Consider the following 15,468-nt stretch of genomic DNA (forward strand, 5'->3'; position numbering starts at 1 on the left):
CACCCTAGAAGATGAAAGCTTTAACTTCACCTTCCCACAAAACACCTTCAACGACATAGATACTGGAGATCACCTCACTTACACAGCTACCACACCAAGTTGGTTAAACTTCAATCCAGACACTCGCACTTTTAGTGGTACACCGGGTAATCAAGATGTCGGTACTGTTGATATTACCCTCACTGCTACAGATACATCAGGTGAAAGTGTCTCTGACAGCTTTACCCTCACAGTAGTAGACCTGCTCAATCCCACAGATATTGATGGTAACGGTAGGGTGACCGGTGCTGATTTATTGTTCATTGACCAATATCTGCTGTTACGGAATAATCCTAACGTCGATGCGATTCTCCAAACTTCCTTTAATCTCTTTAGCACTGAAACCGTGGGAGCCACAAACACCACAGGTGCAGCTTTGAGGAGTGCGATCGCCGATGGGGTCAACAACTTAGATTTTGACGTTGATAGTAATGGTCAAGTTACAGGAGGGGATATTTTCTTGATTCGTCAAGGATTGTTACTCAGGAATAATCCTAACGTCAATGCGATTCTGCAAACTACCTTTAATCTATTTACCAGTGAACTCACAGGACAGAGAAACACGGGAGCCGAAATCAACGCTTTCATCTCGGACTTGCTACTGGGGTAAGAGCCGCTGCTAATGCTAACTTAAGAAGAGGTGAAAGTTATCAATTTCCAATGGCAAAGATGCGGGCGTTGTTGTCTGGGTATTATGGTAAAGGTAATGGTGGTGACGAGGCTTTATTGGCTACCCTTGTGCAAATGTTACCACCTCATGTTACACCCGTGGTGCTTTCTGGCAATCCAGAGGAAACCCGCCATCGTTATCACGTAGAATCTCACAATCGCATGGCTGTTGCGCCTGTATTGCAAGCCCTCCGTTCCAGTGATATTTTCATTTGGGGCGGGGGGAGTTTAATTCAAGATGTCACCAGTACCATGAGTCCATTTTATTATGGGGGCTTAATGGTATTGGCTCAGAAAATGGGTTTAAAAACTGTTGCTTGGGCGCAAGGTATAGGACCGTTACTACGTCCACAAACTCGCTGGTTAGCAGAATACTCCTTCGGACATTGTAACACAGTTACTGTGCGCGATCGCGCTAGTGGTGCGTTATTAGGAGATTGGCAAATTCCCTGTTTAGTCGCCCCTGACCCGGTGTGGGCTTTGCAAAGTAAGCCAGTACCAGGGCTTGAGGATTTACCAGGGCCGAGAGTGGCTGTAACTTTAAGAAACCACCCCCAACTCACAGAAAAACGTTTGGCTAACTTGACTCGCGCTTTAGTCGAGTTTCAAAAAGCTACCCAAGCCTTTATTTTACTGTTGCCATTTCACAAGAGTGAAGATTTACCAATTGCAAGAGCCATTCAACCCCAATTACCAGATGTGAGCCAAATTCTGCTTTTAGAAGATCCGCAATTATTAAAAGGTGTTTATCAAGGTGTGGACATGGCTATTGGGATGCGTCTACACAGCTTAATCATGGCTGCGGCTGAAGGTTGTCGTTGTTTTGCTCTGAGTTATGACCCAAAAGTCAATCGTCTCATGGAAGAATTAGACATCCCAGGGTGGGATTTAGCCACTTTACCAGATGACCCCAAGGTCATTACTACAACTTGGCTACAACATTATCACAATGGCATTCGCCTATCATCTGAGCAAATTCAGTCTTTAGTAGATCGCGCCCTCATCCACCGCCACATCTTGACTAATGTATGAGCCCAGCTACCTATTAAAAAACCTGCCAATCTTTAATCAAAAACTAGCAGGTTAGGTCTTGTGTTTATCGGAGCGGCGGGATTCGAACCCACGACCTCCACTACCCCAAAGTGGCGCGCTACCAAGCTGCGCTACGCCCCGATTCAGAATTATCATTCTACTGCAAATCTCTGGAATAATCAAGGGGTGAATTTAAAAAACTTTTAGCATCCCAGCTGCTTGCAATAACTCCGGCACGGCGACACTATCCCATTTACCTTCTACACCCCGTCCTGTATTCAGGATGAGGCGTAAACTATAGCTATGGGGATAGCCTTCTACCTCCATCCATAATAAATCACTTTCGGCTTCACAGGCAATTTTCTCTTCATCCATTAATTCCGCCGCCAGTTGTTTCATTGTGTCCGCTAGCTGTGCCAATAGTCGGTAAAAATCATTTAACTCGGCTTCGGTTAATTCTATTGCCCAATCATCTGTACCTACTAATCCTTTGAATGTGGCTGCGTTGGGCTTCCAGCCAATTCGCCAACCAGCACCGCTTTTAATCAGATGTTCCATAGATTAAGTGTTTTGAAAATCCCCGGGTCTATGGCCACGCCATGTCAGCTATCAGACCGGGGAATGTCAAGATAAGATTAATATCCTGATTTCTCATCGCCAATGATATCTTCCTGGGTCAGTTCATCGGACATTTCAATAATTGCCCTCAGTACTGGCTTCATCATGATATCATCCGATGGGCTGTCAAAATCTTCATAACGCCGACGCTTGGCACGGTTTGCCACCTGAACTGTAATGCGGTAGCGATTGGAAGCCGCACTAATCAAATCTTCAGCACGGTACATGATTTGAGACTGGGTAGTCTCGAACTTGGAACGCTTTAGCATAGTCAGTGGTTCATGAGGTCATTACCCAGTTTAGCAGTACTAACAGTTCACTGGTTGGGATTTTAAGAGTTGAATTACCAGTAACCTCAATGGTTGCGGGAACTTAACCCAGAATGCAGCCAGTGCGTCCAGGAACAGTTAAGGAAAACTGCTCACCACACCACTCAAATGCCGCCGCACCATATACAACCTGGTTGGGTTGAGTCGGTAACCTGGTAATATCTAATTTTGCCGTTGTCTTTGCAGTCCCTGCGTTAACAGCAATCATGAGTTTGTCTGTGTCTAAAGTCCGGGCAAAAATGTACAGTTCTCCCTGGGCGAAGATAACTTGGTAGTCCCCCGTGCGTAAGGCTGGGTGTTTGTGGCGTAAAGTAATTAATTGGCGGTGAATGTTGAGGATTTGTTGATTCCAATCAGCTTCTAAGGGAAAACCACGTCTTGAGTCAGGGTCAATACCTCCGGGTAAACCCACTTCGTCACCATAATAGATACTAGGCGCACCAGGAAAGGTGAGTAATAGTAAAGTTGCTAATTCCAGAGTAGCTTGGTCGCCGCCTGCAATGGTAATTAATCTGGCTGTATCATGACTACCTAATAAATTAAGTTGGGTGAGTTGAATTTCCCAAGGGTAAAGTTGGAGTAATTCCTGGATTTTGCTCCCGTATTCAGCAGCAAATAAGGGTGGGTAGGGTTGATAGTCGCGGCTTTGTACCTGTTCTAAAACTACGCGATCGCCCGCGGTAAAGGCAATGGTCGGGGCGGCGAATAGGTAATTCATCACGCCATCAAATTGGGTACCATCGAGCCATTGACGGGAATCTCCCCAAACTTCCCCGACAATATAAGCTTGGGGATTAATGGCTTTGATGCGATGGCGGAATTCTTGCCAAAACCCTGGTGTTTTGATTTCAAATGGTACATCTAAACGCCAACCATCAATCCCGAATCTCAGCCAGTATTCGCCAATTTCCATGATGTATTCCCGTACTTCAGGATTATCATGATTAAACTGGGGCAAAGCCCGATTACCAGCCCAACTCTCGTAATTTGCCGGTAAATCTCCTGTATAAGCCGCCAGGGGCCAATCTGTAATTTTGAACCAATCCACCCAAGGGGAATGAGGACCATTTTCTAAAATATCGTGGAAAAAGAAAAACCCCCGACTAGCATGGTTAAACACCCCATCCAGCACAACTTTAATATTCCGTTGATGAGCCGCCTCTAGTAGTTCCTTAAATGCTTGATTACCCCCCAACAATGGATCAACCTGATAATAATCGTGGGTATGATAGCGGTGATTACTGGCTGATTGAAAAATGGGAGTAAAATAAATAGCGTTAATTCCTAAATCCTGGATATAGTCTAACTGCTCAATAATCCCCCATAGGTCACCACCTTTGTAACCCTGGAGTGTGGGGATAGCTTCCCAAGCTTCCCAACGGGGATTATGCAACAGTCCTTTGTGAGACTGTTTGCTTCTGGCGAAGCGGTCTGGAAAGATTTGGTAAAAAACAGCGTGCTTAACCCAGTCTGGTGTTTGAATTTCCATGAATTATTTTTTTATACTTGACGCTTTCTCTCCAATGATAGGTAATGACCAGGCAAAAATTTGATAGTTTGATTGTAGGTTGGATCAAAAATTGCCAGCCCTTTTAAAACTTTGACCAAATACCATGAAACTGTTGTGGGAGCAACTATAGTTACTGGCTTTATTCTGTAATGTAAGATACTTGTATCGCCTCAGCATAAAGAATTTGAATAACTTATAACACTGAATTGAGTGTCAATTGAATGTGTCATAATTTATCAATATTTATCTACGCTGAGAGAAAATAAAACCTTGTTTTTAAGAGTTTTTGAGTATGCAATCAATCACAGCAATATTACCAGGATTAAGTAATAATAGTAATATTGCATACATATATACTAAGTAATTCATTCATTACCAAGAGAATTGTGTCAACTTAACTAATTATGAATCTGTGATCCCCCCTTACCAGCAGTCTCACACAGTCCTAAACTTAAGGTGATATTAAAAAGGCAGTCGGGAGAAACTCTGTGAAAAAAGTATTAGCAATCATTCTCGGTGGTGGTGCGGGGACTCGTCTTTATCCCCTAACGAAACTACGTGCCAAACCAGCAGTACCCGTGGCAGGAAAGTATCGTTTAATAGATATTCCTGTCAGTAATTGTATAAACTCAGAAATCTACAAAATCTATGTGCTGACACAATTTAACTCAACCTCCTTGAATCGCCATATAGCCCGTACCTATAATTTTACTGGCTTCAACGAGGGGTTTGTGGAAGTACTAGCGGCACAGCAAACCCCAGAAAACCCCAACTGGTTCCAAGGTACCGCTGATGCTGTGCGTCAGTACCTATGGCAATTGGAAGAATGGGATGCGGAAGATTATTTGATTCTCTCCGGAGACCATCTATACCGCATGGATTACCGCCAGTTTATCCAGCGCCATAAAGAAACCAATGCTGATATTACCCTTTCAGTTATCCCCATAGATAAAAGCCGGGCTTCGGACTTTGGTTTAATGAAAATCGACCAGTCCGGTAGGGTGATTGACTTTAGCGAAAAGCCCAAGGGCGAAGCATTAGATAAGATGCAGGTCGATACTACAGTGCTGGGATTATCACCAGACCAAGCCCAATTACAACCCTACATCGCCTCCATGGGGATTTATGTCTTTAAAAAAGATGTTCTGATCAAGTTGTTGAAAGAATCTTTGGAAAGGACTGATTTCGGCAAAGAAATTATTCCTGATGCCAGTAAAGATTACAATGTTCAAGCGTACTTATTTGATGATTACTGGGAAGATATTGGTACAATTGATGCTTTTTATCATGCCAATTTAGCATTAACTAAACAACCTTTACCACCGTTTAGCTTCTACGATGAAGAAGCACCAATTTACACTCGCGCTCGTTATTTACCCCCAAGTAAACTGTTAAATTGCACAGTCACAGAGTCGATTATTGGCGAGGGTTGTATTCTCAAAGATTGTCGGATTCAGCATTCAGTTTTAGGAGTGCGATCGCGCATTGAATCTGGCTGTGTAATCGAAGAATCTCTCCTCATGGGGGCAGACTTTTATCAACCTTTTGTAGAACGTCAATGTAACTTAGATAAAGGAAACATTCCCGTAGGTATTGGCACAGACACGATTATTCGCCGTGCTATCGTTGATAAGAATGCCCGTATCGGTCATGATGTAAAAATCATCAATAAAGATAACGTGCAAGAAGCAGAACGGGAAAATCAAGGCTTTTACATCCGCAGTGGCATTATTGTAGTGATGAAAAATGCTGTAATTCCCGACGGAACAATAATTTAGTGATTGGTCATTGGTCATTAGTCATGGGTCATAAATAATTACTCAATACTAATTGACCACTGACAACGGATGCAGAAAAAGTGACACAAATATTTGTACTAATTGGTCTTCCTGGTAGTGGAAAGTCAACTTTAGCGCAACAATTAATGGCACAAAGCCCCCAGATGCAGCTGATTTCAACGGATGCGATTCGGGGGCAACTTTTTGGTTCGGAAGCAACTCAGGGTCCGTGGCCGCTGATTTGGGGAGAAATAGAACGGCAATTCCAACAAGCAGTAACCGCCAATCAGACAACTATCTTCGATGCTACCAACGCTCGAAGACGCCAGCGCGGTGAAATCATCGCTTTAGCCCGGGGGGTCGGTTTTACCCACATTACAGGATTATGGGTGAGAACCCCTGTTTGGCTGTGTTTAGCACGCAATCAAAAGCGTCAGCGTCAAGTTCCCGAAGAAATCATTTTCAGAATGTATCGTCAAATCCGGGATGCGCCCCCTAGTCTAGAAGAAGGAATAGACCGGCTGATTTATTTTGTCTAAAAGCAGAGAGTACGGAAATTGCGCCGCTGGAGTGAGCGGGAACCACACTTGAATTGCCTTAATGTCTGTTAATTTAAAATCAGAGTTTTTTATCTTGGGGATTTTCCCCAGCAAAAAACCAATTTCACACTTTACGAAAAAAACATAAAAAAAATACTTTATAGGAGGCTGGTAGATGGCTGCAACCGATTTCAAAGACTATTACGCAATTTTGGGAATCAGTAAAACCGCCAGTCCAGAAGAAATTAAACAAGCTTTTCGGAAATTAGCTCGTAAATATCACCCTGATGTCAACCCAGGTAACAAGCAAGCAGAGGCCAAGTTTAAAGAAGTCAATGAAGCCTACGAAGTTTTGTCAGATGTTGATAAGCGCAAGAAGTACGACCAATTTGGTCAATACTGGAAACAAGTGGGGGAAGGTTTCCCTAGCGGCGGTGCTGGTGTGGATATGGGTGGTGTTGACTTCAGTCAGTACGGGAGTTTTGATGAATTTGTCAACGACTTATTAGGGCGTTTTGGTGGACCTAGCCCCCGTGGTGGAAGGCCTGGCTACTCTTATCGTACTTCCACGGGCAGACCCAGCGGTTATGGTGGCTTTAATGATTTTGGTTTTCAAGATGTTGGTAGGGGTGGAGGTCAAGATTCAGAAGCTGCAATTACTTTAACTTTTGCCGAGGCCTTCACTGGTGTGCAGAAACGCTTTAGTTTAGGTAACGAAACTATTGAAGTTCGCATCCCATCGGGTGCTAAAACTGGGACTCGCCTACGGGTGCGGGGTAAAGGTCAATTGAACCCCATGACTCAACAACGGGGCGATTTATATTTAAAGGTTGAACTTCAACCACATTCTTTCTTCCAATTTGAAGGTGATAATCTCCTGTGTGAAGTTCCCATCACCCCTGATGAAGCCACCTTGGGAGCCTCAATAGATGTCCCCACTCCCGATGGTTCTGTAAATGTCAAGTTACCTGCGGGAGTCCGTTCTGGTCAATCCCTGCGGTTGCGGGGGAAAGGTTGGCCTTTAGCTAAGGGGGGACGTGGTGATCAGTTGGTAAAAGTGGCGATTGTTCCTCCCAAGGATCTCAGTTCACAAGAACGAGAATACTATGAGAAAATTCGGGCTATACGTACCTATAATCCCCGGAGTCATCTACAGCAGTTTAAGTTTTGAGCTTTGATAGGTAGGGGCGTTCGGGCGGAACTTCTCCAAGATAGATAGACCCGTCTGAATTACCGAAACAAGACTGGAGCAACTAGTGGACGAATTAGGCATTATATTGGTGGGTAAGGGCGACCCATTCGTTTAATCGTTCACAGTCTATCACTTCAAAGCCGGCTGTATTTAAGGCTTTGGTAACGTTTTCTTCATGATCTGTGGTGAACCCCGATGTAATTAGTAGCCCAGCTGGGGTTTCAGTCTGACGTAGCGATCGCCTAAAATCATCTGCAAGGGCAATATGTACCCGTGCGAAAATATTGGCAACTATTAGGTCAAATGTCTGTTTTACTGCAATTGGTGACCCATCATGTACAGTGTTTCCACCCATCCAATGGCCTAGTTGACAGCCACACCCTAGACTACCGGACACTACCTTGACTTGTTGCTCTACTTCATTGAGAATTACTGTTTCCTGAGTTGCTTGTACAGCTATGCTGTCATTGTCTAAAGCTAAGACATTAGCTCCCAGTTTCGCCATAGCTACGCTCAAAATCCCTGAACCTGACCCAAAGTCTAGCACCTGCATTTGAGGGGTTGTGTATCGTTCTAGCAGTCGGAGACTGAGAATGGTTGTGGGATGCAAACCGCTACCGAAGGCGAGGGTTTTCTGTATTTTCAGGGGAATTTTCTCTGGTATCTCAGACTGAGGGGGTGTGTTGGAAGTAACTATGATAAATTTATCGCCTATTTGATGTAGAGGTGCTTGTGGCCCATCTGTGATTTTTTTTTCAACCAAAGTAGTCTCAATGGCTGTGGTCATTCCAGTGCGATACAAAGGGTAAAGCAGATTCTCAATATTTTCTAAACCTACTCGCCCGCTGAAATCGTAGGGTAAATATAAGCGAATTGTCAATCTCCAATGGGAATTAGCCGCAGTTGCTTCGGTATATTCACTAATGTAAATATTATTAATATCAATACTTTCACTTATGAGAGTACAAAACCAATCTACGCCCTCATGGGTTGTATTCACTTTTAATTCTATCCAAGACATTATTTTGAGATGATTTTTTGTTTTCGACTGACCCAGGACGCAAACCCAATACCAGTGACAAACATCAGCAGACTATAAATAGCCGCGGGAATAGCCATTCTGGGGTTATTCAGTAATGTGGGGGAAGAGGCGATCGCGATCGCTAGAGTTCCGCTTTGAATCCCTACTTCCACTGTAATTGCTATAGCGCTTTTTTCACCTAATTGGGTTAAAGTAGCGATGGTAAAACCCAAAGCCATTGTTAGCACATTTAAAACCAGAGTCACCCAACCCACGTCAATCACATAGGAAATAAAATTATTTCTTTCCCGCAACAGCACCCCAGTAATCACCAGGGCCAGGAAAAATAAAGACAGCCACTTTACCCGTTTATCTGCTTTTGTAGCTATTCCGGGTGCATAGCGATTGATTAACATTCCCATTGATATAGGTAAAAGGGTAATGACTGCAATTTGCAAAACAGTATTGATAAAAGGTAACTGTAGCGTTGTCCCCGTTCCCAAAAATGCTTGCATTGAAAAATTCACTACCAGAGGAATAGTAAAAACCGTAATTAAACTACTCATGGCTGTGAGAGTAACGGACAAAGCAACATCTCCCCCGGCCAAGAGTGTAATCATGTTAGAAGTAGGTCCACCGGGGCAAGCTACTAAAATCATTATACCTACGGCTAATGCTGGCTCCAGGGGAAACAGTGACGCGATGCCAAAACCGACAATTGGTAAAATAATTAACTGTGCAACTAAGCCAATTAGCACTGATTTAGGATAGATAACAACTCGCCGGAAGTCCTCTATGGTCAAAGATAATCCCATGCCCAACATAATAATAAATAAAGCTAGGGGCAGAAAAACAGCAGTGAGAAAATTTTCTTGCATCTGTATTGGTAAGGAGCAAACTACGTCCAGATTATACATTGCCCACAGGTGCTTAGATGAGGAAACTTTTCTCGATCAGTTGGCTGGGTGAAGCAAGAATCCCACGTGCTTCTATCCGTGGGAGTGTCAAGAGATGTCTATTGAGTTGATATCGTTAATACCTGGGGCGGTGTAGCATCTGGGGGATAGATCAAGTCTACTTCTACCAATCTGCGATCGCCTGGTGGCATATTCAATAATATCAAGGGTTCTCCAGGTTGACCCCGCCTTTGGACTAAATGGGTAAACTGAGTTTTGGCGTGACCTCGGTCATCTGTATAACGTAAACGTACTGACCCCCGGAAGAATACTTGGGGTGCTGTGGTTGTGAAGAAGCGTAAGCCCTGTTTTAGCAAATTCTCTTCTTTGATTGGCGTTTGTAGAGATACAGTAACTGTTTGATGAGTTTCAGTATTATTATGCAGGGGAAAATGTAAACTATATTGAATACCATAGTTGCCATGAGCGCGATAGGCGGTATCAGGATAACGCACCAACATGGGGGCTGCTTGAATTTGAGTAGTTCCTAAAGTACCGCCGTGCAAACTACTTATAGGATAGGAAAATGCTTGCCCACTTTTGGGAATTGTCAAATATCTAGCTTCTGCATGATCTAAAACTAAAGATTTCCACTGAGAACCTTGAGCCACTCCGGCGACACGCCCATAAATTTGGGGTTGTTTAGTTGCTTCTAGGGGTGTGGGGACTCGATCGCGTGGGGTTGATAATTCTCCATTTTTGAGTAAATTTTCCCAATCCTGTAAAGTAGGCTCACCCTCAGTACCATCCTCATTTTGACGCGCAAATAAAGCCATACTAGCGGCATAAACTTGGCCAGTACTGTGTAACCGCATTAAGGTAGAGCGGCCATTTAAAGGTGGTGTCAGTTCCTTGACGGGAATAGGGAGATTTAATAACATCTGATTTTCCCCTGGGGGAATGACAATTTGGGGTGGGAAAATTTCTTGCCGCCTTCCTCTTAAGATATCAGATACAGCGCGATCGCCAGGTCCGGCAAAAATATCACCCAATATATTCTGACTGACAGATGGTAACTGAATAAATGGTGCATCCGGTTGACTCAAATAACTTGCTGCTTGCAAAATATTGACTGTTACTGGTTCAGTTCCGGGGTTATGCAACATGATCCCCAGATAGAGCGATCGTAAATCCTCTGGTGGTTCAGCCTTAGCAACATGGTGGGCAAAAACATCAAATCGCCCTTGAAACGGATAATTTAAATGTGCTGCTGGCGTTTTATTGTCATCTGCGGGAAAAGTAGAAAGTAAAATTCCTTCGTTTAATACCAATTCTGGACTATTGCTGTTAAATACAGGCACAGTATCCAGTTTTCCTGGTAAAGGACGCACTTCTTGAAGCTGTATTGCTTCTGGCGCGGGTGCGGTACTAGGTGTTGATTGGGCAATTATAGAACTGAGTAAAAAATCAAACATAAAAACCAGAGAAATATTGACCTTAGAGACGCTAACGACTTGATAAAAGTGCCAAATTGTGAATAATTAATAAGAAATCAGCCAATATGACCGGCAAATTATCTGGATTTAACGCTGGAACATGGACAAAAATACATGGTGTTGCCAGTTGATTTTGGTACAAGTAATGTAAAACTGAATAGTAAAGACTCTCACAAACAAATTTACCGCAGTCGTGGCTAATCTCAACTACTGTTGTACCTGCTACTATTTTCTCTAAATTAACAGTTGTCTGCAAAAGACTTTCCCCACAGCTAGCAACCGCTTCCAGACTTAGTTTTGTCCGGCTAGCAGCCATACCACAACAAATAATGTAATTGGGTTGGAGTTGAGAAATTTTTTGCCTGACTTGGGAACTGGCCAGATCTGCATCCACAGGTAAACGCCGTAAAAATTTTAAATCATGAGGAAGGGCGTGAACTTTGATCACTTCCATTAATAAATCATCAGAAGAATTTGACTGTTGCTCACTCAACCAAATCTCAAAAGAAGTTAATAGTATTCTTTTCCGCATAAGAAATATTATTTAGAATAGAAACACCCTCCATAATAAACTTACAAGGAGCAGGTCAATGCCAGTCATTGCAGTCGTAGATTACGATATGGGAAATTTGCACTCAGTCTGCAAAGGTTTAGAAAAAGTAGGAGCAACTCCTCAGATTACTCATGCTGCTAAAGATTTGGAACTGGCGGATGCAGTTGTATTACCGGGGGTGGGAGCATTTGACCCCGCAGTACAACACCTGCGATCGCTCGGCTTAGAACAACCCATTAAAGATACGATCTCGTCTGGTAAACCCTTCTTAGGTATCTGTTTGGGATTGCAAATTTTATTTGAATCCAGTGCGGAAGGAACCCAACCAGGGCTAGGAATTATCCCCGGAAAGGTGCGCCGATTTCAACCCGAACCAGGGATTACTATTCCTCATATGGGATGGAACCAACTAGAGTTCACCCAACCAAACAGCCTTTTGTGGGAGCATTTACCAGCCAGTCCCTGGGTATATTTCGTTCATTCTTACTATGTTGACCCCAGTGACCCCCAAGTCCGTGCAGCCACTGTGACTCACGGTTCTCAGACCATCACAGCCGCCATCGCCCATGAAAACCTGACAGCAGTGCAATTCCACCCGGAAAAATCTTCTAATATCGGGTTGCAAATCCTGTCTAATTTTGTTGCACAAGTCCGCGAAAAAATTGCTGCATAATCCAACTGTAACTTTGAGATTTTGTCGTTTGTTGTTTGTCCTTTGTCATGATTTTTCCCTTGACTGTTGACTTATGACTTATGACTTATGACTTATGAACAATGACACTGAGAATTTACGGGAATCGCCAAATTAAAACTTTACCAGGGCAAGCTACCAGACCCACGAGTGCGCGGGTCAGGGAGGCAGTATTCAACATTTGGCAAGGGGAAATTGTAGATTGTCGCTGGCTAGATGTGTGTACTGGTAGTGGTTCCATGGGTGCTGAAGCTTTGTGTAGAGGAGCCAGTTTAGTAGTAGGAATCGAAAAATCTAGCCGAGCCTGTGCCATCATTCAGCAAAACTGGCAGCAGGTGAGCCGTAGTGAACAAAAATGGCAAGTTTTGCGAGGTGATGTCATTCACCAGTTAAAAAAGTTATCAGGGAAACAATTTGAGAAGATTTACTTTGATCCGCCTTATGCTAGTGGATTATATGAGCCTGTTTTAGCAGCGATCGCTGATGACAATTTATTAGCTGTGAATGGTGAAATAGCTGTAGAACACAATCCCCAAGGTTGGAAGCCTCCAATCATTAGCAATTGGAAAATTTGCCGCCAAAAGGTTTACGGTAATACAGCGCTAACTTTTTATACAAATGTTAAATTTAATGCAATCCTTTAAAATTATATGCTATTTAAATATGTTCCACTATAAAATATAAGTAAATTAATACAAAAATAGAGATGCGATTACTCGCATCTCTACTGAGAAATATTAACCGCCCAACTCGGTGGGGCGCTTGTATTGCCTATAGGCAGCGTAAAATAGCCCGGAAAGGGTGACAAAAATCAGACCAAGGACAATACCTGAGAGCAGGGGTTCAACCACTTTAAATCTCCTGTTAGCAAATGTTAGATATAGGATGCTGCTGTTCATTCTATCAAATTGAGGATGAATCCCGCCCTCGACAATGTTTTTAGTCCATAAATCATCAGGAAAAAATTATATTTAGTGCTTGCAGACACCATCAAGAAATTTTAAGCTATGTGTAGGAAATGCAAAACTTTTAGTAACCTCGACTTCTACGGCAAACTTTTTGGATAACCAGATTACCAAACCCGAAACTCAAATACAGTGGATCGCCTTGTTAGCTCTGGCGATACTACTAGCAGCTCCTTTGGGCATTTTTGGTGTGCAAATGGTTCGAGCTTCCGATCCTTATGTGAAGAATGTCCTTTCCCTCAAAGGAAACCCAGTTCAAGGAAATGCTATCTTTCAGATCAACTGTGCTGGTTGTCATGGAATAGAAGCGGACGGACTAGTAGGACCTAGTTTACAAGGGGTTTCAAAGCGCAAATCACCATCCCAGCTAATTCACCAAGTAATTAGTGGCGAAACACCTCCAATGCCAAAATTTCAACCTAGCGCTCACGAAATGGCAGACCTATTGAATTATTTGGAGAGTCTATAGTCAGATTGCGCGGATAATCCTAGACTTGGCGGCTGTCTTCGTGCTCCCACTGCTTGAAGCTGTGGGATTATTGGTTAAATGAGGTAAAATTAGCTACGATTTCCGGACAATTCGATATAAAATATCAAACTTAAAATCCAAAATCACAATGACAAAGCTAACTCCTAATTCTAGTTTTAGTGTTACCCTCCGGTTGCAAATTCCCAATCGTGTGGGAATGTTAGCATCAATTACCCAGGCCATCGCCATCAGCGGTGGTAATCTGGGACAAATTGATTTAATCCAACAAACACGCCATGAGTCTATACGTGATATTACTGTAGATGCGGCTAGTACCGAACACGCTGAGACTATTGTGCAAGCCGTGAAAGGATTACCAGATATTCAGGTGCTAAGTGTTTACGATCGCACATTTAACCTGCACCGTGGGGGCAAAATTAGCATTACCAGTCGCATTCCCCTGACGAGTGTTTCGGATTTAGCTATGGCCTACACCCCAGGAGTAGGTCGCATTTGTACTGCGATCGCCGAAGCTCCCGAAGAAGTTTACAATTTAACTATCAAACAAAATACTGTAGCTATTGTGACTGATGGTAGTGCAGTTTTGGGTTTGGGAAATCTCGGACCATCTGCGGCTTTACCAGTGATGGAAGGTAAAGCGATGCTGTTTAAAGAATTCGCTGGTCTTGATGCTTTTCCTATCTGTCTTGATACCCAAGATACAGATGAAATTGTGCGGACGGTGAAAAACCTCGCGCCGGTTTTTGGTGGTGTTAATTTAGAGGACATTGCTGCTCCTCGTTGCTTTGAAATTGAACAGAGATTACGAGCAGAATTAGATATCCCGGTGTTTCATGATGACCAACACGGTACAGCCATTGTCACCTTAGCAGCCTTGTTTAACGCTTTAAAACTGGTAAACAAGTCCATTGCACAAATCCGCATTGTGATTAATGGTGCGGGAGCTGCTGGGGTAGCCATCGCTCGGTTACTTCGCAAAGCTGGAGCCGAAAAAATTTGGATGTGCGACTCTAAAGGAATTCTCTCGACTAACCGCACTGATTTGACCCCAGAGAAGCAGGAATTTGCCGTTAAGGCTCAGGGAACTTTAGCAGGTGCAGTGCAGGGCGCAGACGTGTTTATCGGTGTGAGCGCCCCGGGTGTATTGACAGTGGAAATGGTGCAAGCAATGGCTAAAGACCCCATTGTTTTTGCTATGGCTAATCCCATTCCCGAAATTCAGCCAGAACTAGTAAGTAAATTGGTCGCTGTGATGGCCACCGGTCGGAGTGACTACCCGAATCAAATTAATAATGTTTTGGCTTTTCCGGGGGTATTTCGTGGTGCTTTAGATTGTCGCGCCCGGTCTATTACTACCAGTATGTATTTAGAAGCAGCTAGTGCGATCGCATCTTTAGTTAAACCCTCAGACTTGCATCGGGAACATATTATCCCCTCAGTCTTTGATAAACGCGTTGCTCCTGCTGTTGCTGCTGCTGTCCAACAAGCAGCCCGTCAAGAAGGAATTGCTCACAGTTAACAGGACTTACAGCACATTGCAGGTAGATAGGTAATCTGACATACTCCCGTAACTGAATTTCTTTGAGAAATTCAGTGTATGCTTCTCATCCAATTGAGCTATTGCTATGGCTACGCCACCCCCACTATGGG

The 15,468-nt window shown here is 43.5% G+C and carries 17 protein-coding genes and 1 tRNA gene; 9 read left to right on the top strand and 9 right to left on the bottom strand.

The window, feature by feature from the left end; all coding sequences use genetic code 11:
* Positions 1-649 (top strand): putative Ig domain-containing protein (locus NWP22_RS10535; protein ID WP_280801855.1); only part of this gene is annotated, 649 nt, incomplete at its 5' end.
* A 59-nt stretch (positions 650-708) separates the two neighbouring features.
* The gene (gene csaB / locus NWP22_RS10540; protein ID WP_271735032.1) at positions 709-1,740 is read left to right on the top strand and encodes a polysaccharide pyruvyl transferase CsaB; all 1,032 of its coding nucleotides are present in this window, start codon (positions 709-711) and stop codon (positions 1,738-1,740) included.
* Positions 1,741-1,807: 67 nt separating this feature from the next.
* Here the strand turns inward: csaB and NWP22_RS10545 are convergent.
* From NWP22_RS10545 to NWP22_RS10560, 4 genes are all read right to left on the bottom strand, one after another.
* Positions 1,808-1,881 (bottom strand) — tRNA-Pro (locus NWP22_RS10545).
* Positions 1,882-1,932: 51 nt separating this feature from the next.
* Complete coding sequence (locus NWP22_RS10550; RefSeq protein WP_271734980.1) at positions 1,933-2,298, bottom strand: DUF1818 family protein; 366 nt, start codon at positions 2,296-2,298, stop codon at positions 1,933-1,935.
* Positions 2,299-2,375: 77 nt separating this feature from the next.
* Positions 2,376-2,627, bottom strand: coding sequence for a DNA-directed RNA polymerase subunit omega (locus NWP22_RS10555; RefSeq protein WP_271734981.1), 252 nt, complete (start codon positions 2,625-2,627; stop codon positions 2,376-2,378).
* A gap of 103 nt (positions 2,628-2,730) precedes the next feature.
* Positions 2,731-4,176 carry a glycoside hydrolase family 13 protein gene (locus NWP22_RS10560; protein WP_271734983.1) on the bottom strand — a complete coding sequence of 482 codons (1,446 nt, stop codon included), beginning with the start codon at positions 4,174-4,176 and terminating at the stop codon, positions 2,731-2,733.
* A 509-nt stretch (positions 4,177-4,685) separates the two neighbouring features.
* Between NWP22_RS10560 and NWP22_RS10565 the strand changes: the two genes are divergently transcribed.
* The 3 genes from NWP22_RS10565 to NWP22_RS10575 all read left to right on the top strand — a co-directional run bounded on the left by NWP22_RS10565 (position 4,686) and on the right by NWP22_RS10575 (position 7,685).
* Positions 4,686-5,975, top strand: a complete 1,290-nt coding sequence (locus tag NWP22_RS10565) for a glucose-1-phosphate adenylyltransferase (protein ID WP_271734984.1) — start codon at positions 4,686-4,688, stop codon at positions 5,973-5,975.
* 80 nt (positions 5,976-6,055) lie between these two features.
* On the top strand, positions 6,056-6,514 hold the full coding sequence (locus NWP22_RS10570; RefSeq protein WP_271734985.1) for an AAA family ATPase: 459 nt from the start codon (positions 6,056-6,058) through the stop codon (positions 6,512-6,514).
* A 175-nt stretch (positions 6,515-6,689) separates the two neighbouring features.
* The gene (locus NWP22_RS10575; protein WP_271734986.1) at positions 6,690-7,685 is read left to right on the top strand and encodes a DnaJ C-terminal domain-containing protein; all 996 of its coding nucleotides are present in this window, start codon (positions 6,690-6,692) and stop codon (positions 7,683-7,685) included.
* A gap of 94 nt (positions 7,686-7,779) precedes the next feature.
* Here NWP22_RS10575 and NWP22_RS10580 read toward each other — a convergent pair whose 3' ends face one another.
* The 4 genes from NWP22_RS10580 to NWP22_RS10595 all read right to left on the bottom strand — a co-directional run bounded on the left by NWP22_RS10580 (position 7,780) and on the right by NWP22_RS10595 (position 11,651).
* The gene (locus NWP22_RS10580) at positions 7,780-8,727 is read right to left on the bottom strand and encodes a 50S ribosomal protein L11 methyltransferase (protein ID WP_271734987.1); all 948 of its coding nucleotides are present in this window, start codon (positions 8,725-8,727) and stop codon (positions 7,780-7,782) included.
* Positions 8,727-9,605: a bile acid:sodium symporter family protein gene (locus tag NWP22_RS10585; protein ID WP_271734988.1), complete on the bottom strand. Its 879-nt coding sequence runs from the start codon at positions 9,603-9,605 to the stop codon at positions 8,727-8,729. Before NWP22_RS10585 ends, NWP22_RS10580 begins: the two co-directional genes overlap by 1 nt.
* 137 nt (positions 9,606-9,742) lie before the next feature.
* The gene (locus NWP22_RS10590; protein ID WP_271734990.1) at positions 9,743-11,098 is read right to left on the bottom strand and encodes a DUF3370 domain-containing protein; all 1,356 of its coding nucleotides are present in this window, start codon (positions 11,096-11,098) and stop codon (positions 9,743-9,745) included.
* 31 nt (positions 11,099-11,129) lie between these two features.
* Positions 11,130-11,651, bottom strand: a complete 522-nt coding sequence (locus NWP22_RS10595) for a C15 family peptidase (RefSeq protein WP_271734991.1) — start codon at positions 11,649-11,651, stop codon at positions 11,130-11,132.
* 58 nt (positions 11,652-11,709) lie between these two features.
* Here NWP22_RS10595 and hisH point away from each other — a divergent pair, with 58 nt between their 5' ends.
* Together hisH and rsmD are read left to right on the top strand one after the other, a co-directional pair.
* Positions 11,710-12,345: an imidazole glycerol phosphate synthase subunit HisH gene (hisH, locus tag NWP22_RS10600; protein WP_271734992.1), complete on the top strand. Its 636-nt coding sequence runs from the start codon at positions 11,710-11,712 to the stop codon at positions 12,343-12,345.
* 101 nt (positions 12,346-12,446) lie between these two features.
* Positions 12,447-13,007: a 16S rRNA (guanine(966)-N(2))-methyltransferase RsmD gene (gene rsmD / locus NWP22_RS10605; protein ID WP_271734994.1), complete on the top strand. Its 561-nt coding sequence runs from the start codon at positions 12,447-12,449 to the stop codon at positions 13,005-13,007.
* 93 nt (positions 13,008-13,100) lie between these two features.
* Here the strand turns inward: rsmD and petG are convergent, their stop codons facing one another.
* A complete protein-coding gene (gene petG, locus NWP22_RS10610; RefSeq protein ID WP_200320785.1) occupies positions 13,101-13,214 on the bottom strand; it encodes a cytochrome b6-f complex subunit V in 114 nt (37 codons plus the stop codon).
* Positions 13,215-13,422: 208 nt separating this feature from the next.
* On the opposite strand from petG, the gene NWP22_RS10615 reads away from it, so the two are divergent.
* Positions 13,423-13,797, top strand: coding sequence for a c-type cytochrome (locus tag NWP22_RS10615; RefSeq protein ID WP_271734997.1), 375 nt, complete (start codon positions 13,423-13,425; stop codon positions 13,795-13,797).
* 148 nt (positions 13,798-13,945) lie between these two features.
* Positions 13,946-15,337, top strand: a complete 1,392-nt coding sequence (locus NWP22_RS10620; RefSeq protein WP_271734998.1) for a malic enzyme-like NAD(P)-binding protein — start codon at positions 13,946-13,948, stop codon at positions 15,335-15,337.
* The last annotated feature ends 131 nt before the right edge of the window (positions 15,338-15,468 follow it).

The sequence above is a fragment of the Anabaenopsis tanganyikae CS-531 genome, from assembly GCF_029891675.1.
GTDB classification, from domain to species: domain Bacteria; phylum Cyanobacteriota; class Cyanobacteriia; order Cyanobacteriales; family Nostocaceae; genus Anabaenopsis; species Anabaenopsis arnoldii.